We start from the raw sequence: 16517 nt of genomic DNA on the forward strand, positions 1-16517 counted from the left end.
AGAAATGTCCCGATCCGCTTTCCTGGGGTTTATAAAAAACATTCGGAACCTTTATAACTGCCCGATAAAATCCGGGCTGTTTTCTAGAGACAGTTATCAGACATCCTTTACTGAGATCTGTCCGTCCGGGTCCAGCACGGTTTCGAAAACAACAGGCATTTCCTGCCCGTCCAGAGCCAGTTTCCCCTGCAGTTTGAAATGCAGGGCCAGAGGCTTATCCTCTTCAGGAACAAATTGGAGCTTTACGTTTGCCAGCCGGGGTTCGTACTTAAGGATAACCTCGGTCATGGACTCCTCAATACTGCGGACCGCATCAAGCCCGGTCGCCCCGATCATGGACGTAAAATCCGGAACACCGAAATCAGGGGCGATCTGGGCATTTCCCTGACGGGTATTCAAAATGAGCCTCAGGTAATCGAGGATGGACTTGACTACCTCCGCAGGCTCGGCGTTATCACGCCAGTCCGGGTCCTGCTCCATGAACCTTATCCGCTCAAGCAGTCTCTGAGTTGTCAAATCTTCCCCCATTCTTAAAAGCGGGGAGAGAACTCCCCGCTTTAATCCTTGAACGCATCAACTTACAAAAGCCCCACAGGGACCTCGTAAAGACTCATCAGAGTTCATACCGTACCAAAGTGCCTGAGGAACGGGAGAACTCGGCTCAACCTTCAATCTTAGCTTGATTTCCAGTCATCGGTATATTCGATATTGCCATCAGCATAAGTCCAGGTGATTTTGGAATAGGTGAAGCTCACGTCTTCCATATCGTGGTAACCCTTATTTTCCGCGAGGAAAGTCACAGGTTTGTAGCTGCGCAGATTTACGATGATCGCTTCTTCCATCTTGATGGTGTAATATTTCTTTTCCACCCCGGTGGCATCAATGTGGTAATGATCGATTTCAACAGTGAGCTGCTCACCTTTACAGCAGGCCTGAGCAAGCTTGGGGGAAGCATTATCAACGTGCTTGGTCACAGTGAACGGTTTGTGAATACGCTGCCCGGTCGGGAGTCCGGTATGGGTGTCCTTGGGAATTTCAACGTTGTGATCCAGTGAATAGACGAGCATGGTGTCTTTTTTGTCGCCGGTCTGGGTGCAGTCACCCTTGATCTGTCCCTGAGTCTTTCCTGTTACCTTCATATACGAAGTAAGTGCCATAACCTTTCTCCTTGAAATTGCCGATTAAAGGTTGATCGGTGCGGCTGGGGCTTTTCCTGCAAGCCGCAGCCGTTTTTGACTAAGCTATTCTTTTTCCAACTTGCCAACCAATGACAGAGTGAAAGACGCGCCCATATATTTGAAATGAGGACGGGCCTTCAGGGAAACCTGATACCAGCCGGGATCACCTTCCACATCACTGACCTCAATCTGGGCCATTCTCAGGGGACGGCGGCTGCGCACACTGGGAGCAGGGTTGTCCATTTCAGTTACATACTGGGAGATCCAGGTATTAAGCTCGCGCTCCAGATCTCCACGCTCTTTCCATGTTCCGATATTTTCTCGCTGGATGACTTTGATGTAGTGGGCCAGACGGTCCATAATCATCATGTACGGAAGCTGGGTGGAAAGTTTGTAGTTAAGTTCAGCCTCTTTTCCTTCCTTGCTGTTGCCGAAGAATTTCGGCTTCTGGCAGGAGTTGGCCGAGAAGAAAGCGGCATTATCACTGCCCTTGCGCATGGTAAGACCAATGAACCCTTCCTCAGCAAGTTCATATTCCCTGCGCTCTGAGAGAAGAACCTGTGTGGGAATCTTGGTCTGCACCGCGCCCATGGCCTGATACTGGTACAAAGGAAGATCCTCCACCGCACCACCGCCCTGCGGGCCGATAATATTGGCGCACCAGCGGTACTTGGCAAAAGAATCGGTAAGCTTGGAGGCAAAGGCAAAGGCGGTATTGCCCCAGCAGAAATCATCGTCACCGTCGGAAACGGTTTCCTGATAGTTGAAACTTTTGGCCGGAAGGGTTTCCGGTCCGTAAGGCAGACGCAGCAGGAACTTGGGCAGAGTCAGGCCCACGTTGCGGGAGTCATCCGACTCACGGAATGAATTCCATTTTGCATACTGCGGCATTTCGAAAATGGACTTCAGATCTTTAAGATTCGGGAGCTCGCTCCATTTTTCAATGCCGAAAAAGTCCGGTCCCGCGGCAGCGATAAAAGGAGCGTGAGACATTGCGGAGACCGATGCCGTATATTGCAGCAGTTTCATGTCCTGCGGCCCCGGTCCGAAATCATAATTACCGATAATCGCGCCGAAAGGCTGTCCACCGAACTGGCCGTATTCAGCGGTATAAGCCTGCTTGTAGAGTCCGGATTTGGTAATTTCAGGAGCATCGTCAAAATCGTCAAGCAGATCCTGCTTGGATACATTCATCATCTGGATGCGGACATTTTCCCGGAAATCAGTACGGTCCACCAAGAATTTAAGAGAACGCCAGGAGGATTCCAGCTGTTGGAATTCCTTGTTGTGAATGATGCTGTCCATCTGTGCGGACAGCTTCTGGTCAATCTGAGCCAGCATGTCATCCACAAGGTTTCCGGAAACCTTGGCCCCCTCACGTCCGGGCTTGACCATTTCTTCAAGAAAAGCCTGCAAGCCTGCTTTGGTTACGGAATAGGCTTCATCCTCGGGTTTGAGTTTGGTAGCCTCGACAATATCATCTAAAAGCGAACCTTCGGCGGAACTTTCCACTGCCTCTTGTTGTTCAAGTTTCTCTTCTGCCATGGATTTTCTCCCTACTCGATTCCAAGTTCTTTAAGCAGCTTTTCGCGGGCTCCATCGTCCTTGACCAGCTCCTGAACCTTTTTTCTGAATTCCGGTACATTGGAAAGGGGACTCTTCAGTGCTTTCAGGGCTTCACGCAGTTCCATCAGTTTCTGCAGTTCCGGAACCTGCTTGATAATCTGGTCCGGATCGAAATCCTTCAGACTCTGAAATTTGAGCTTCACAGCCATCTGTGCATCGGGATCATCGCCAAGCTTGTCGTCAACCCCCATATTCAGCTCAAGATCCTGAGCCTTGAGCACCTCATTGAAATTGTCCTTATCTATACTTACCGGGTCCCGGTCCTCGACCATGCGGTCATCATCTTTCTGGGTAAAATCGCCTACCACCAACAGCTTGAGAGGAAGTTCCACCTCTTCTTTGGCGTCACCTGTCTCAGGCTTATAAACAATATTAACGCGCTCTTTTGGAGCAACAGAACCTTCTTTAGCCATATTAAAGACCTCCGCTGAATTGTTTCTGAAAAACAGTCCTCAAATTCAGTTAAATCCGTTTATTTTCAAGGCTTCGGCAGGATCAAGCCTGCTGATGCGCTGTAAAATCTCAAAACTTTTCGCCTCGGAATCAGGCCCGCCTTCTGCTACCATCGCTCCATAAGCGGCCCGCAGCCCCTGTAGGGCCAGTTCCGGTTCCCACTTTTCAAGGCCGAAACGGTCCACAATATCAATAAGATCAGCCGCATGGGCGTGAGCCACACCCGCCTGATCCTCACTTACCAGAAGCCCGGTCAACCCACTTTGCAGCCTGAAACGGTCACGAACGGACTTTGCACTATAACAACTATCATTGATAAGAGAAACTGCGTCAAACAATTTTTTTGACGAAGCAAGCTGCGCGGCCTTATCCATTACTTCCGAAACAGGATCCGCACTGCTGCTCCCGCCAGCAGAATCACCTTTTGCGGAGCCGCCCAGAGACTGCAGCCATGACCGGGTCTTGGGATCGGCAAAAGGAGTACCATCCGCAAAACTAAGTCCGGCAAGACCTGGAAGCCGGGTCACATACTGGAGTACCTCAAATTCGAGGGCCTTGAGAGCCCCTGTGTATTGATCACCCAACCCCTTAAGAGCCTCTGCGGTCATACGGCTGAGATCCAGCCAGAATAAATATGTTTCGATTCGGGATTCGGCAGCACGGATTGCACCGGTAAAATCACTGCTGCCAAGCTGGCTGGCAATTGATTCATTGACCGGCCCCTCAGGGCCCGGAATCATAGTCCGCCCACCCTCTGCTGGCGGCAGATTGGAAATCGGCATCCAGGCCGCAATCCTTCTCAGCCTGTATCCGGCAGGATCGGTAAGATCATTGGCAAGCAGATATTCCGCAACCGGAGCCAAGGCAGAGACTCCGGCCTTGATTCCCGCTGCTGCCTCTTCAGGAGAAGTGATGCTGCCGACACTCACCGCAGCTTGAGGCTGCGCCGTCCCGGACGATGACTGTGGAGAAGAAGAATCCGTATTAGCCCCTTCAACCGGAGCAGTATCAGAAGTTTGGGGAGCTTCCTGCTTCGGAGGAGCTTCCACTGGCAGACGCTGAACATATCCCGAAAGATCCCTGACCACCGGGGCATCCTCCGACTTTTCCGCCAGAATGGAGTCCAGATCGGTGATACGTTTATCAAGCTGATCTACAGTGGCCTGCGGCAGTTCATCGCCTTCATAGTTTTTAAGATACTTTTCCGCATTCTCCATCCACCAGCTGATGGCTCCGAATCTTCCGCGCATTCTTTTTTTAGCCGGATAAAGTGTATCCCAGAAATTCGTGACCAGATCTAAAAAGACCTGGGCCCCCGCGGAAATTCCCTCCACTCCCTTGAGATTGATCAGCCCCGCACCAAGATATGAAGCAACCTTTAAATCCTTGGACTTGCTGAAAAGAATTGTGGAACTGAGCTTAACCACATGTTTCCAGTCAATCGCCCCTCCGGCAGTAGCACTGGAGAGTTTATCTATTTCCTGCTGCAACTGGTCGTATTCAGGTTCATACCGGGCGTCTGTTCCAGCAGGACTGGTTTCACTCACAGGCTTTCTGCCCAGATCAAGAAGCTCCATTAACCCTCCTAGAAGGTATAAAATTTACAGAGAGCAAATCTGCAAGAAATGCAGTTCATTAATCCTAACCATAAACCAGCAGAACAGACATAGCAAACAAGGTTTGTAAAAAATTCCGCAAAATCACTAAAAATAAACAATTGTCACCAACTGTCTCAGCGAGAGCTGACAATACTTTTTTAATACTCAGTAATTATTCTTAATAGAGCTAAGGATTTAATTCAATTACTTTTGTATTTTTTTTGCTGAATATTCATATTTATATGATGAACACAGACATTGAAGTTAGAAGTGTACCTTGACAGGTATAATTTAAGCTGCCAGAATGGCCCTACCATTTGAGCGCAAAAGACCTCCACAAGGCCTTTTTGCTCTTTTTTTGCAAAAAAAGCTTACTTAAAGGTAATACCAATGACTCAAGATTCGGCAATTCCGAACTTATTTCTTCCAGTGGGCCTAGGGCGGGCCAGTGAAGAAATAGTGCTGCAGATTGAAGCGGCAATCATGGATGGGAGACTTGCCCCAGGCGAGCGCCTCCCAAGTGAACGTGACATGCAGAACCAATTTGGCACAGGCCGGGGAGTTATCCGAGAGGCGATCAAAACTCTGAAACAAAAGGGTCTGCTCGAAGTAAAAAAAGGCGCCAAGGGTGGAGCCTATGTCAAGGAAATGGAAGTTTCCAATGTTTCAGAATCGCTGACCCTGTTCATGAAACAACACCCGGTTGAGCCGGAAAAGCTCATCGAATTCCGTGAAACCATCGACAGGACCATCACGGAACTGGCCATAGCAAGAGGCAGCGTTGAGGCGAAGGATGAACTGCTGAGAGAAGCAATTCACCTTAAACAGATGCTCAGTGAGGAAGAACCGAACCTCACCATGATAGGAGAGCTTGATCGCAAGTTGAATATCATGCTCGTAAAGATGGCCCGCAACCCTTTGCTTGAATGGGTGATGCACGCGGTACAGATGGGCTTCAGTTCCCATGACTACGCTCTTTATGAAGATGCGGAGTACCGCAGTAAAGCGGGTGCAAACTGGATTGAAACAGCCAGGTCCATCAGAGAAGGCGAGCCTATCAGGGCCCTCTCATTCATCGGCCACCACTACGTGCTGTTGAGAAAATGCGTTGAGGAAAAGAATGGCAGAAAGGATGCTCAAAGTGTCCCCTTCCTCAGCGAAACCAAAGAAAACCAAAGTTAGAAGAGTTATGACACATTACGATTACATTATTGTCGGCGGAGGATCCGCAGGTTCCGTTCTTGCCAATAGATTGAGTGCAAACCCCAAAAATAAAGTTCTGGTTCTCGAAGCAGGCCGTCCTGACTATAAAATGGATTTCCGCATCCACATGCCTGCGGCTCTCACTTATCCTCTTGCAGGTAAAACCTACAACTGGTGGTACGAATCCGAGCCTGAGCCTTACATGAACAACCGCAGAATCTACCAGCCACGCGGTAAAGTCCTCGGCGGTTCTTCCTGCATCAACGGCATGATCCATATCCGAGGCAACGCGATGGATTACGAAAAGTGGGCAAAGGAAGACGGTCTTGAAGACTGGTCATACGCTCACTGCCTGCCCTACTTCAAACGTTTCGAACAGCGTATGGAAGGTGCTAGCGAGTATCAGGGTGCTGTAGGTCCTCTGTATCTGACCACCCCTGAATGCGACAACCCTCTCTTTACCGCCTTTTTCAATGCGGTACAGCAGGCAGGCTACCCTCTTACTGATGATGTTAACGGTTACCAGCAGGAAGGTTTCGGTAAATTCGACCGCACCACCTACCGTGGTCGCCGTTTGAACGCTGCCCGTGCTTATGTTCATCCGGTTAAAAACCGCAGAAACCTGACAGTAAAATGCCAGGCTATGGCTACCCGTGTCCTTTTTGACGGAAAACGCGCAATAGGCGTCGAGTACACCAAAGGCAAAAACACCGAAAAAGTTTACGGTGGAGAGATCATCTCCTGCGGCGGCGCCATCAACTCCCCGCAGCTTCTGCAGCTTTCCGGTATCGGTAATGGTGAGGAACTCAGCAAGCTCGGAATCGACATGGTTCATGATCTTCCCGGTGTCGGTGAAAATCTTCAGGACCACCTTGAACTTTATGTTCAGTACGCCTGCAAAAAGCCTGTAAGTAAATTCCCCTGCCTCAAATGGTACAACCAGCCCGCAATCGGCCTTGAGTGGCTCTTCAAGGGAACCGGGGACGCAGCCACCAATCATTTCGAAGCAGGCGGATTCATCCGCGGTAACGATCAGGTGGAATACCCCAACATCCAGTACCATTTCCTGCCCATCGCAATCCGTTATGATGGCTCCGCTCCTAACGAAGGACACGGTTATCAGGTTCACGTAGGCCCCATGAACACAGATGTTCGGGGACACGTGAAGATTCAGTCCAGCGACCCCAAACAGTATCCGAGCATTCTGTTCAACTACCTTTCCACCGAACAGGAACGCCGTGAATGGGTTGAAGCCATCCGCAAAACCCGTGAGATCATGACCCAGCCCGCTTTTGACGAATTCCGCGGCAAGGAACTCGCCCCGGGTGAACAGGCTCAGACTGATGAGGAAATCCTCGACTTCGTAGCCAGTGAAGGTGAGTCGGCTTACCATCCGAGCTGCACATGCGCCATGGGAACCCATGATATGGCTGTTACCGATTCCCATCTTCGTGTCCACGGAGTTGAAGGCCTGCGTGTGGTTGACGCTTCCGTAATGCCATACGTCACCAACGGAAATATTTACGCTCCGGTCATGATGATCGCTGAGAAGGCTGCCGACCTGATTCTCGGCAACACTCCCATCGCACCGGAAGACGTACCCTATTACAAACACGAGAAGTAATCCGATCGGGAGATCATTATGATTCGCAAACAGATGTATATTGATGGAAAGTGGGTGGATGCCGCTTCCGGCAATAAACGCGAAATTCTCAATCCTTTCAATGCGTCTGTCATCGCGGAGGTCCCCGAAGGGGACCGCGATGACAGCATAGCAGCTATCGCCGCGGCGCGCAGAGCATTTGACAAGGACGGCTGGCCTCAGACTCCGGCTGCTGAAAGAGGCCGGCTGCTTTTCAAGCTTGCCGAACTCATCGAAAGAGACCGTGAAGAGCTTGCCGAACTCGAAAGCCTCGACACCGGAAAAACTGTCGAGGAAAGCCGCTGGGATATGGATGATATAGCCGGGATATTCCGCTATTTCGCCGGGCTTGCCGACAAGGACGGAGGAGAAGTCATAGAATCTCCCATCCCGGATTCCACAAGCATGGTCGTCCGTGAGCCCATCGGTGTGTGCGGTCAGATTTCGCCCTGGAACTACCCGCTGCTGCAGGCTTCCTGGAAAATGGCTCCGGCCCTCGCTGCCGGGTGTACCATTGTAATGAAGCCGAGCGAAATCACTCCGCTGACGACAATCAAAGTGACCGAGCTGGCGGAAGAAGCGGGATTCCCCGCAGGTGTAGTAAACACCGTTCTGGGTCCCGGAGCCGAAGTTGGAGCTGAACTTTCAGAGAATCACGATGTAGACCTGATTTCTTTTACCGGAGGAATTGCCACCGGTAAAACCATCATGCGCTCGGCTGCTGATAATGTTAAGAAAGTGGCCCTCGAACTTGGCGGTAAAAATCCGAACATCATTTTTGATGATGCTGATTTCGACCTTGCGGTCGATTACGCCCTGAACGGAGTCTTCTTTCATGCCGGACAGATCTGCTCTGCCGGAACCCGCATCATGGTTCAGGACGGAATATACGACAGATTCGTTTCCGCGCTGAAAGAACGCATGGAAAAAATCGTTGTCGGGAACGGCTTTGATGAAAAGACACAAATGGGACCGCTAATTTCCGCTGATCACCTGAGTAAAGTGGAATCATATATAGATATAGCCCAAAAAGAAGGTGCGGAATTGGCTCTTGGCGGATGCCGCCCTACTGACCCCTCTCTCAAAGACGGCTATTTTTATATGCCCACCCTGTTCATCAATTGTGAAAACGACATGCGAATCGTACAGGAAGAAGTTTTCGGCCCGGTCATAACTGTGGAGCGGTTCAAAACCGAAGAAGAAGTGGTGGAACGCGCAAACAGCACTGTTTACGGTCTTTCAGCAGGATTCTGGACCCGTGATCCCGACCGCATGGAACGTGTATCCAAAGCTCTGCGCTTCGGTACGGTCTGGGTCAACGACTTCAATGTTTATTTTGTTCAGGCGCCGTGGGGCGGCTACAAGCAGTCCGGCTTCGGCCGCGAGCTCGGCCGTCTTGGTCTGGAAGAGTATACTGAAGTCAAACATATTTTCCGCAACCATAAAACCACCCCCATCAACTGGTTCGGCGCATAGTGCGCCGGACCGGTTTCTGATTTGCGGGACGCCCTGCTGCCGGGGGAGGCGGCTCCGCGTCCCTTTAATTTCAACCCAGGAGTTATAATGTTAGCCCCGTACAGACGCCTTCTCGGTGTCGCCATTCTCGTTGCAATGATATTTGTTTTCTCCATTCCAGCCAGTGCGAGCCAGAAAATCAAGATTGCCAGCGTTGGCTGGACAGGCGTTACAATCAAGACCGATCTGGCCGTATCCGTTCTGGAAAGCCTCGGCTATGATGCCGAGAACATTCTGGTTTCCGTACCCATCGCCTATGAAGCAATGGCCACCGGTGAAGCTGACGCTTTCATGGGCAACTGGATGCCCTCACAGACATCCATTGCCGAAAAATATTTCAATGCCGGTACAGTGGATAAATTTATCCCAAATATGAAGGGTGCGAAATATACACTGGCAGTTCCTTCATACTGCGCGGAAGGTGGCCTGAAGGACTTCAAGGATATCGCTAAATTCGGCGACAAGCTGGACTGGAAAATCTACGGAATCGAAGCAGGTAATGACGGGAACGACATTATTCTGAACATGATTGAAAACGATATGTTCGGGCTTGGCAAGTTCACTCTGGTCCCCTCCAGTGAAGCGGGCATGCTTGCACAGGTCAAGTCCTTCACCAACGATGATAAGTGGATAGTATTTCTAGGCTGGGCTCCTCACAGCATGAACGAACGGCTTGATATGACCTACCTTACAGGAAGCACTGAAAAGACTTTCGGCGGAAATGACGGTACAGCCACAGTCTGGACCAACATCCGCAAAGGTTTTGAAAAAGAACAGCCCAATGCCACAAAGCTCCTGAGACAAATGACCTTCCCGGTTTCCATGATGAACCAGATTATGACCACCCTGTATAAAGACAGCTCTCTCTCCCCAATAGAAGCAGGAATGGACTGGGTCAAAAAGCATCCCGAATTGTATAAGAAGTGGCTGGAAGGCGTAACCACAATTGATGGTAAGCCCGGCCTGCCGGCTTTTGAAAAATCCCTGAACTAGCTGATATCTATTCTTCTGAAATGTAAAGTTAAAGGCCGGCTGTACAGCCGGCCTTTAACTTTGGTAACAAAATCAAAGTCACCTGCCATCATTCTTCATTTTATCAGCATTTAAAATTTCCCATGAATCCGTATTAGGATTAAAAATTCCTGCCTGAGTAAGTATTTTACGGATGAAACCCTGCTTTCGCAGCTTTTTAATGCCTATCTGCATTGCACTGAATACTCTCTTTCCTTCTGGATGATTTCTGGAAACAAAAAAATGTCTGCTTTCAAGAAGTGAAAACTTAATTCCCGGAATGGGAACAAGCCGCACGCCGTTAACTGTCATGCTGAAATCTTTTGAATTTGAGATCTCCAAGGGTATCCAATCTGCCCGCCCCGCGGCAACCATTCTAACCATGCTTTCAAATGTAGGGGCATCAATGACATTCGTGATACCCATATCTCCCAGCACAAGCTTGTCATTATTCCAATGCTGGCCGACTATTCCCTTGCCCCGCTCATTAATCTCCTCTGCGGTGGTTGCAGAAAGCAACTCGACATTGTCCGGCATGCAATAAAAACCTTTTTGAAATTCTCCGTATCTGGTTACCGGATCACTAATCATAAAAGATTCCTTGTAGCCCGGGACATCAAGAGTATGAAGATTCAGCTGATGAGCATACAAAGCCACAAGACCATTGGCAGCATTAGCAGTTGCTCTGCGGCTGTTGGGAACAATTTCATAAACAAAATCCGAGTTTATTCCACCAAGCCTGATTGCCTTTTGAGCAATTATAACATCCGCCAGTGTACGGGTAATTTCAAGTCCTCTAAAATCATTGAGCAAACAGGGGCGAGTACCGGTCTGGGAATATATTCTTTCATACTCTTTGTACGTTTCCTGTAATACTGCGACTGGAATTGAATTTTCACTTCGGCTTGGCAATGGGCAGACTACCATTAAAATAACCAATACGAAAAACAGCCTTTTCATTAGTGAGTACCTCAAATTATAATTAATCAAAAAAGTAGATGATTCATAGACAAAACCGATCGACATGTAAAGTTTAGGCTATAAGTAACTTGTGAAAATGCAAGTTCAGCCTCATTTCAAAAAATCAGCCACCAAAAAGCAAGCCCTGATTTAAAGACTTGAACACTGCCCCCGAAGACGCTACACACCACTCGACGCTTCCGGGGGTCACTTATGAACCTATCCATGTTATAATCCCCGGAGAAACTCAATCCACGCCGCGACATTTACCGGACCACTGGTCCGGACAAACAGGGGATACTCAATGAAAACAAAACAGGACCCTAGATTTAAACAGGCCAACCGTGAAGCGCTGCTCGCTTTTCTGGTTTACGGTCTATATTTCGTCTGGTGGTACGTGTTCGGTTTCGGAATGGGCGAAGGCTCACCTGATGATTATACTTACGTCATGGGCTTTCCCGCATGGTTCTTTTATAGCTGCATTATCGGCTACCCGGTCATTACTGTACTGCTTTGGGCGATCGTCCGCTTCAAATTCAAAGATATGTCTCTGGAAGCTGAGCCACCCGAATCCGGAGCTGGCCAGAATTCCAACGGAGGTGCAAAATGAACACCTCCATGGAAATCGTAATTCCAGTAGTTATCTATCTGGCCTTTTCAATCGGGATAGCCCTTTGGGCCAGACAAAAATCTGAATCCAGTTCTTCCAAGGGGTTTATTGAGGATTATTTCATCGGCGGAAGGTCAATGGGCGGGTTCGTCCTCGCAATGACAATCATCGCCAGCTATACAAGCGCCAGCAGCTTCGTGGGAGGCCCCGGAGTAGCTTACAGACTGGGGCTGAGCTGGGTCCTGCTGGCAATGATTCAGGTTCCCACGACTTTTTTTACTCTCGGAGTTCTCGGCAAACGCTTCGCCATCATGGCCCGCAAAACACAATCTGTTACAATCACAGACTTCCTGCGTGCGCGCTATAAAAGTGATGCCGTGGTCATTCTCTGCTCTATTGCACTCATCGTATTCTTCATGGCCGCAATGCTGGCCCAGTTTATAGGAGGAGCAAGGCTCTTCCAGACTGTCAGCGGCTACCCCTATGAGGTAGGACTGGCTCTTTTCGGTATCAGCGTAGTTCTCTACACCGCTGTTGGCGGATTCCGGGCTGTTGTTCTCACAGATGCGATTCAGGGCATTGTCATGGTTGTGGCAGTGGTGGTTGTACTTCTGGCGGTGATTAAAGCCGGAGGCGGAGTCGAGCAATGCATCGGAACCCTCAAAGATATTGATCCGGGGCTCATAACCCCGACCGGACCGGATAATGCAGTCCCACAGCCTTTCACCCTTTCCTTCTGGGTTCTGGTTGGTATAGGCGTTCTTGGCCTTCCCCAGACCACTCAGCGGTGTATGGGATACAGAGACTCCAAAGCAATGCATGACGCCATGGTTATCGGAACCCTGCTTATCGGGTTCATGATCCTCTGTGCCCACCTTGCCGGAGCCATGGGAAGGGCGGTCTTTCCTGAGCTTCCTGCCGGAGATCTGGCCATGCCCACCCTTATAGTGGAGCTCCTATCACCGATCTGGGCAGGCGTGTTCATAGCCGGACCATTGGCAGCGATCATGTCCACAGTGGACTCCATGCTGCTTCTGGTTTCCGCCGCCATTATCAAGGACCTTTACATTCACTACCGCCTGAAAGGTGATGCTTCAAAAATGCCGGTGACCAGCCTTAAAAAGATGAGCCTGATCACCACGGTGGTAATAGGGCTTATGGTTTTCATCGCCGCCCTTGAACCGCCGGATCTGCTGGTCTGGATCAACCTCTTCGCTTTCGGTGGTCTGGAAGCGACTTTCCTCTGCCCCATTGTGCTCGGCCTTTATTGGGAAAAAGGGAATTCCACCGGAGCATTGACATCAATAGTCTGCGGTGTGGCGACTTTTGTCACCCTGACCATAATGAAACCGGCCATGGGCGGGGTTCATGCCATCGTTCCCACCACAGTGGTAGCAATCGGGACTTTCATACTGGGTTCGTATGCCGGGGCCGGGAATGAAAGGACAACTTCAATAAGCAAAGACCAAGCATAGCAATTTAAAAACGGCCCGGATCTGTTTCATCTCCGGGCCGTTTTATACTACTGATTCCAAAATTGTATACAGAATCAACAAGTTTATCCTGTAAGGTATTTACCTAAAGTTCCTGAACCTGCAGGCACGCGGCCTGATCAGTACGCAAATGCAGACGCAGTCCTTCACGGGTTCTTATAACAATCCGCTCACCCTCGGTCATCCGAATATTTCTGGCCGGCTGAACCTTTTCAAGAACGATGCTGGCGCCCACTTTTATACCCGCAGATTCAATTGTCTGAACAGCCCGGATTCCTCCAAGAATCTCTTTTACCTCAAAGGTACGCCCTTTCCCGCAGACAGCAAGCTGACAGGGGTATGAATCGCACTCCCCCCAGACTTTGGCGGCCATGCCCTCGGTTATCCTGATCTGTCTGCCATCCACCACTGAATAGTATTCCATGGGAGGCAGGCAACGGATCAGCTCAACGTTATCACCTTCTTTAATACCCAATATTTTTAGGCTTTTCTCAAGGGATGAACCCGCGATCAGACCTTCAACATGGCCAGTCTCTCCGGGATGCATCTCGAAGACAGGAGTTTTATGCCCGTCATCATGGTGTACAATAACCTTGGAAGCCATGCCCGCGGCAAGAAGCACTTCCCCTTCAGGACCTTTGATTCTTACAGGATGCTGTACAGAATCCTCAGACATGACTTCGAGTTCAGAACCTTTGTGAACTCCCATACGCTCAAGCCTATTCCGCAGGGATTCACAACCGAAAGCCATAAGCATCAGCGGTTTTTCAACGGGGGCTTTATCTAAAGAAACAACAGTCGTCATGCGATCTCCTTTACCGATTCAGAAAGTTCCGGCTGAAATGAGGTGGAAGAGGTTTTCATTGCCGCATACCCCAGAATTCCGACTGTACTGAGGTTATGAGTCATGGCCGCCGCAAGGGTGGAGATGGTTCCCATACCCGCCAGCAGCAGAGTGGCGGAATTGATGACAACAGCAGACCAGAGGCAGTTTTTAAGAGTTTCCCGGTTTGTGACCGCAATACGGTGAGCCTCCACCAGAGTCCGCATATCATCACTCAGCATGACAACCTGCGCGGATTCCCGTGCAAGGTCTGCTCCGGTGGGCATGCATATCCCCACATCAGCGCAGACCAGTGCAGGAGTATCATTTACGCCGTCACCGGCAAAACCGACCTTTGCGCCGCCCTCTTTGAGTTCCCGTACAATTGAAGCCTTGTCCTCAGGTTTCAGTTCCCAATGAACGGCGTCAACAGGCGGGAGTTTGGCAGCAAGAGCCTGAGCGGTGGACCTGTGGTCCCCGGTGAGTATTTCGATGCGCCTGATTCCGGCAGCCTTGAATGCTTCAAGAGTCTCAAGTGCCTCCGGCTTGATTTCGTCAACCATTGCGATGATTCCGATAAGCTCGCCATCCATTGCCACAAAAAGCAGGCTTTCTCCGGCATTACGAAGCTGACGGGCTTTTTTCTCCATGTAGGAACAATCAATTCCCTCGTCCTCTTCCACAAAGTGTTGACTGCCGACCAGAACCCGCTTTCCATCAACATAAGCGGAAACACCGTGAGCCACGATGAAATCGACTCCACTGACATGGGGCATTTCCACTTTCCGTTCCTTCGCCTCGTTCACAACGGCCCGGGCTACCGGATGGTCATAATGTTCTTCGGCTCCGGCAGCAATGGCGAGAAGCTCTTCCTCCTCAAACAGCGGCATGGGAACCAGTTCGGTGACTTTCAATTCTCCCTTGGTCAGGGTTCCGGTTTTATCAAATACCAGTGTGTCAATGGCGGCCAGATTATCAAGGGCCTGTCCGCCTTTAAGCAAAACTCCGGCCTGACTTGCCGAGTACATTGATGTTCTGGTGGCTACAGGGGTGGAAAGTTTAATGGCGCAGGAATAGTCCACGGTAAGAACGGAAGCAGCACGTCCGGCATCACCGGTCAGTGCATAGACTCCGAGTCCTGTACCAAAAGTGAGCGGAACCAGCTTATCGGCAAGTTCAGCGGACTCGACCTGGTTTTTGGACTGGGACCGCAGAGAACTTTCAAGAAATCTGTTGATCCGTGCCATTCCGGTTTCGGAACCGACCTTGTCTGCCCTGATCTTGAGGGTTCCCTCTTCAACCACGGCTCCGGAAAGAGTGGTATCTCCGGGCTGAAAATGCACAGGCAGGGATTCTCCGGTTATTGAACTCTGATTCACCAGACCGTCACCCTCAACAACAGTTCCTTCCACGGGAATAAGTTCCCCTACTCCGCAGACAACAACATCCCCGGACTCAAGTTCCTTGAAATCGATTTCAACCTCACGGCCTTCTTTCTCAATCCAGACTTTTTCAACCTGCGGTTTCAGAAGGGTTTTAAGCAGGTCAGTGGATTTCTGTTCTGCCTGCTCTTCCAGATATTCACCCAGACTGAGCAGAGCACCTACTGAGTTGGCGGTAAAGTAGTCACCACGCAGAAGGGACAGGGCTTTGACGGTTCCATCCAGGACTTCAATCTTGACTCCCCGGCTGAAGAGAGTCTCTACACCATTCACTATTCCCGGCAGAGCCAGCATCCAGCTTGTTGCGGCCTGAACCGGAAGCGGCAGAAAAGGGGTTGCCGCCGCCACTGCTGAACGAGCACCCACTTCAAGCAGATCAGCGGCATGCTCATGCTCACCATCTTCCATGAAAGCTTCATCGGGGATGAATTCAAGAGTATTTAAAATTGCCGCACGGGTATCCTGTTCGCCGTTATACTCCACAACCATGGACATAGCCCGACTGTTAACCGTTGCCGACTTAACTCCCTCCACTGCCTCCACGCTGGCCTGCAGATAGCGCAGGTCCAGATTAGGAGCCAGCATTATCAGGGACTTAAATCTGATCCTGCGGGGCAGCTCATGGACAATATCAAATCTGTTTTCGCGAAGGGGCATTCCCGTCATTTGGTCATCCTTACTGATTTTTTAGACACCACCCAGTGCAGGGCGGTGAACCCGACAAAGGCCACGGAAGCCCAGAGATGCAGGGGTTTGGCTCCCTTGAATTTCAGTATCCCGGAAGCCGCGGAGACTCCGAGAGTAGCGACCATCCCTACTTTAGCGGCCGTTCGCGTTTTGTTCGGCTTGAGCGGACAGTCCTTGCACTGGCGAAACGGTTTCCGGGAACCTTTGCTTTTTTTTTCGGCAGTCTTCGCGGACTGCTCCGGCATACAGTTCATATTTTTTATGGCTCCGGCCCGA

The 16517-nt window shown here is 50.3% G+C and carries 15 protein-coding genes; 6 read left to right on the forward strand and 9 right to left on the reverse strand.

From position 1 onward, the window contains the following. Positions 1–96 precede the first annotated feature (96 nt). The 5 genes from tssE to tssA form a co-directional block, all read right to left on the reverse strand. Complete coding sequence (gene tssE / locus ACZ5PW_RS00120; protein ID WP_464556866.1) at positions 97–516, reverse strand: type VI secretion system baseplate subunit TssE; 420 nt, start codon at positions 514–516, stop codon at positions 97–99. Between the two features lie 158 nt (positions 517–674). Then, positions 675–1157, reverse strand: a complete 483-nt coding sequence (locus ACZ5PW_RS00125) for an Hcp family type VI secretion system effector (RefSeq protein WP_464556867.1) — start codon at positions 1155–1157, stop codon at positions 675–677. Between the two features lie 84 nt (positions 1158–1241). Beyond that, positions 1242–2723 carry a type VI secretion system contractile sheath large subunit gene (gene tssC, locus ACZ5PW_RS00130; protein ID WP_464556869.1) on the reverse strand — a complete coding sequence of 494 codons (1482 nt, stop codon included), beginning with the start codon at positions 2721–2723 and terminating at the stop codon, positions 1242–1244. An 11-nt stretch (positions 2724–2734) separates the two neighbouring features. Beyond that, on the reverse strand, positions 2735–3217 hold the full coding sequence (gene tssB / locus ACZ5PW_RS00135; protein WP_464556870.1) for a type VI secretion system contractile sheath small subunit: 483 nt from the start codon (positions 3215–3217) through the stop codon (positions 2735–2737). 45 nt (positions 3218–3262) lie between these two features. Beyond that, positions 3263–4834 carry a type VI secretion system protein TssA gene (tssA, locus tag ACZ5PW_RS00140; protein WP_464556871.1) on the reverse strand — a complete coding sequence of 524 codons (1572 nt, stop codon included), beginning with the start codon at positions 4832–4834 and terminating at the stop codon, positions 3263–3265. 411 nt (positions 4835–5245) lie between these two features. On the opposite strand from tssA, the gene ACZ5PW_RS00145 reads away from it, so the two are divergent. The 4 genes from ACZ5PW_RS00145 (at position 5246) to ACZ5PW_RS00160 (ending at position 10208) form a co-directional block, all read left to right on the forward strand. Further along, on the forward strand, positions 5246–6037 hold the full coding sequence (locus tag ACZ5PW_RS00145) for a FadR/GntR family transcriptional regulator (RefSeq protein ID WP_464556874.1): 792 nt from the start codon (positions 5246–5248) through the stop codon (positions 6035–6037). Between the two features lie 7 nt (positions 6038–6044). Next, entirely contained in the window at positions 6045–7682 is a 1638-nt protein-coding gene (betA, locus tag ACZ5PW_RS00150) for a choline dehydrogenase (RefSeq protein WP_464556875.1), read from the forward strand. 18 nt (positions 7683–7700) lie between these two features. Continuing rightward, a complete protein-coding gene (betB, locus tag ACZ5PW_RS00155; protein WP_464556876.1) occupies positions 7701–9176 on the forward strand; it encodes a betaine-aldehyde dehydrogenase in 1476 nt (491 codons plus the stop codon). Positions 9177–9263: 87 nt separating this feature from the next. Continuing rightward, the gene (locus ACZ5PW_RS00160) at positions 9264–10208 is read left to right on the forward strand and encodes a glycine betaine ABC transporter substrate-binding protein (protein WP_464556877.1); all 945 of its coding nucleotides are present in this window, start codon (positions 9264–9266) and stop codon (positions 10206–10208) included. 78 nt (positions 10209–10286) lie between these two features. On the opposite strand, the gene ACZ5PW_RS00165 is transcribed toward ACZ5PW_RS00160, so the two are convergent. Further along, positions 10287–11039, reverse strand: coding sequence for a hypothetical protein (locus tag ACZ5PW_RS00165; RefSeq protein ID WP_464556879.1), 753 nt, complete (start codon positions 11037–11039; stop codon positions 10287–10289). Positions 11040–11490: 451 nt separating this feature from the next. On the opposite strand from ACZ5PW_RS00165, the gene ACZ5PW_RS00170 reads away from it, so the two are divergent. Both ACZ5PW_RS00170 and panF read left to right on the forward strand, forming a co-directional pair. Beyond that, the gene (locus tag ACZ5PW_RS00170) at positions 11491–11796 is read left to right on the forward strand and encodes a YhdT family protein (RefSeq protein WP_464556880.1); all 306 of its coding nucleotides are present in this window, start codon (positions 11491–11493) and stop codon (positions 11794–11796) included. Next, complete coding sequence (panF, locus tag ACZ5PW_RS00175) at positions 11793–13271, forward strand: sodium/pantothenate symporter (protein WP_464556881.1); 1479 nt, start codon at positions 11793–11795, stop codon at positions 13269–13271. Before ACZ5PW_RS00170 ends, panF begins: the two co-directional genes overlap by 4 nt. A gap of 103 nt (positions 13272–13374) precedes the next feature. Here the strand turns inward: panF and ACZ5PW_RS00180 are convergent, their stop codons facing one another. From ACZ5PW_RS00180 to ACZ5PW_RS00190, 3 genes are read right to left on the reverse strand one after another with little or no spacing between them, the layout of a single operon-like run. After that, the gene (locus ACZ5PW_RS00180) at positions 13375–14094 is read right to left on the reverse strand and encodes a FeoA domain-containing protein (RefSeq protein ID WP_464556882.1); all 720 of its coding nucleotides are present in this window, start codon (positions 14092–14094) and stop codon (positions 13375–13377) included. Then, positions 14091–16220 carry a heavy metal translocating P-type ATPase gene (locus ACZ5PW_RS00185; RefSeq protein ID WP_464556885.1) on the reverse strand — a complete coding sequence of 710 codons (2130 nt, stop codon included), beginning with the start codon at positions 16218–16220 and terminating at the stop codon, positions 14091–14093. The genes ACZ5PW_RS00180 and ACZ5PW_RS00185 overlap by 4 nt, the downstream gene beginning before the upstream one ends. Beyond that, the gene (locus tag ACZ5PW_RS00190; protein WP_464556888.1) at positions 16217–16495 is read right to left on the reverse strand and encodes a hypothetical protein; all 279 of its coding nucleotides are present in this window, start codon (positions 16493–16495) and stop codon (positions 16217–16219) included. Before ACZ5PW_RS00190 ends, ACZ5PW_RS00185 begins: the two co-directional genes overlap by 4 nt. Between the last annotated feature and the right edge of the window lie 22 nt (positions 16496–16517).

It is taken from the genome of Maridesulfovibrio salinus, assembly GCF_055394525.1.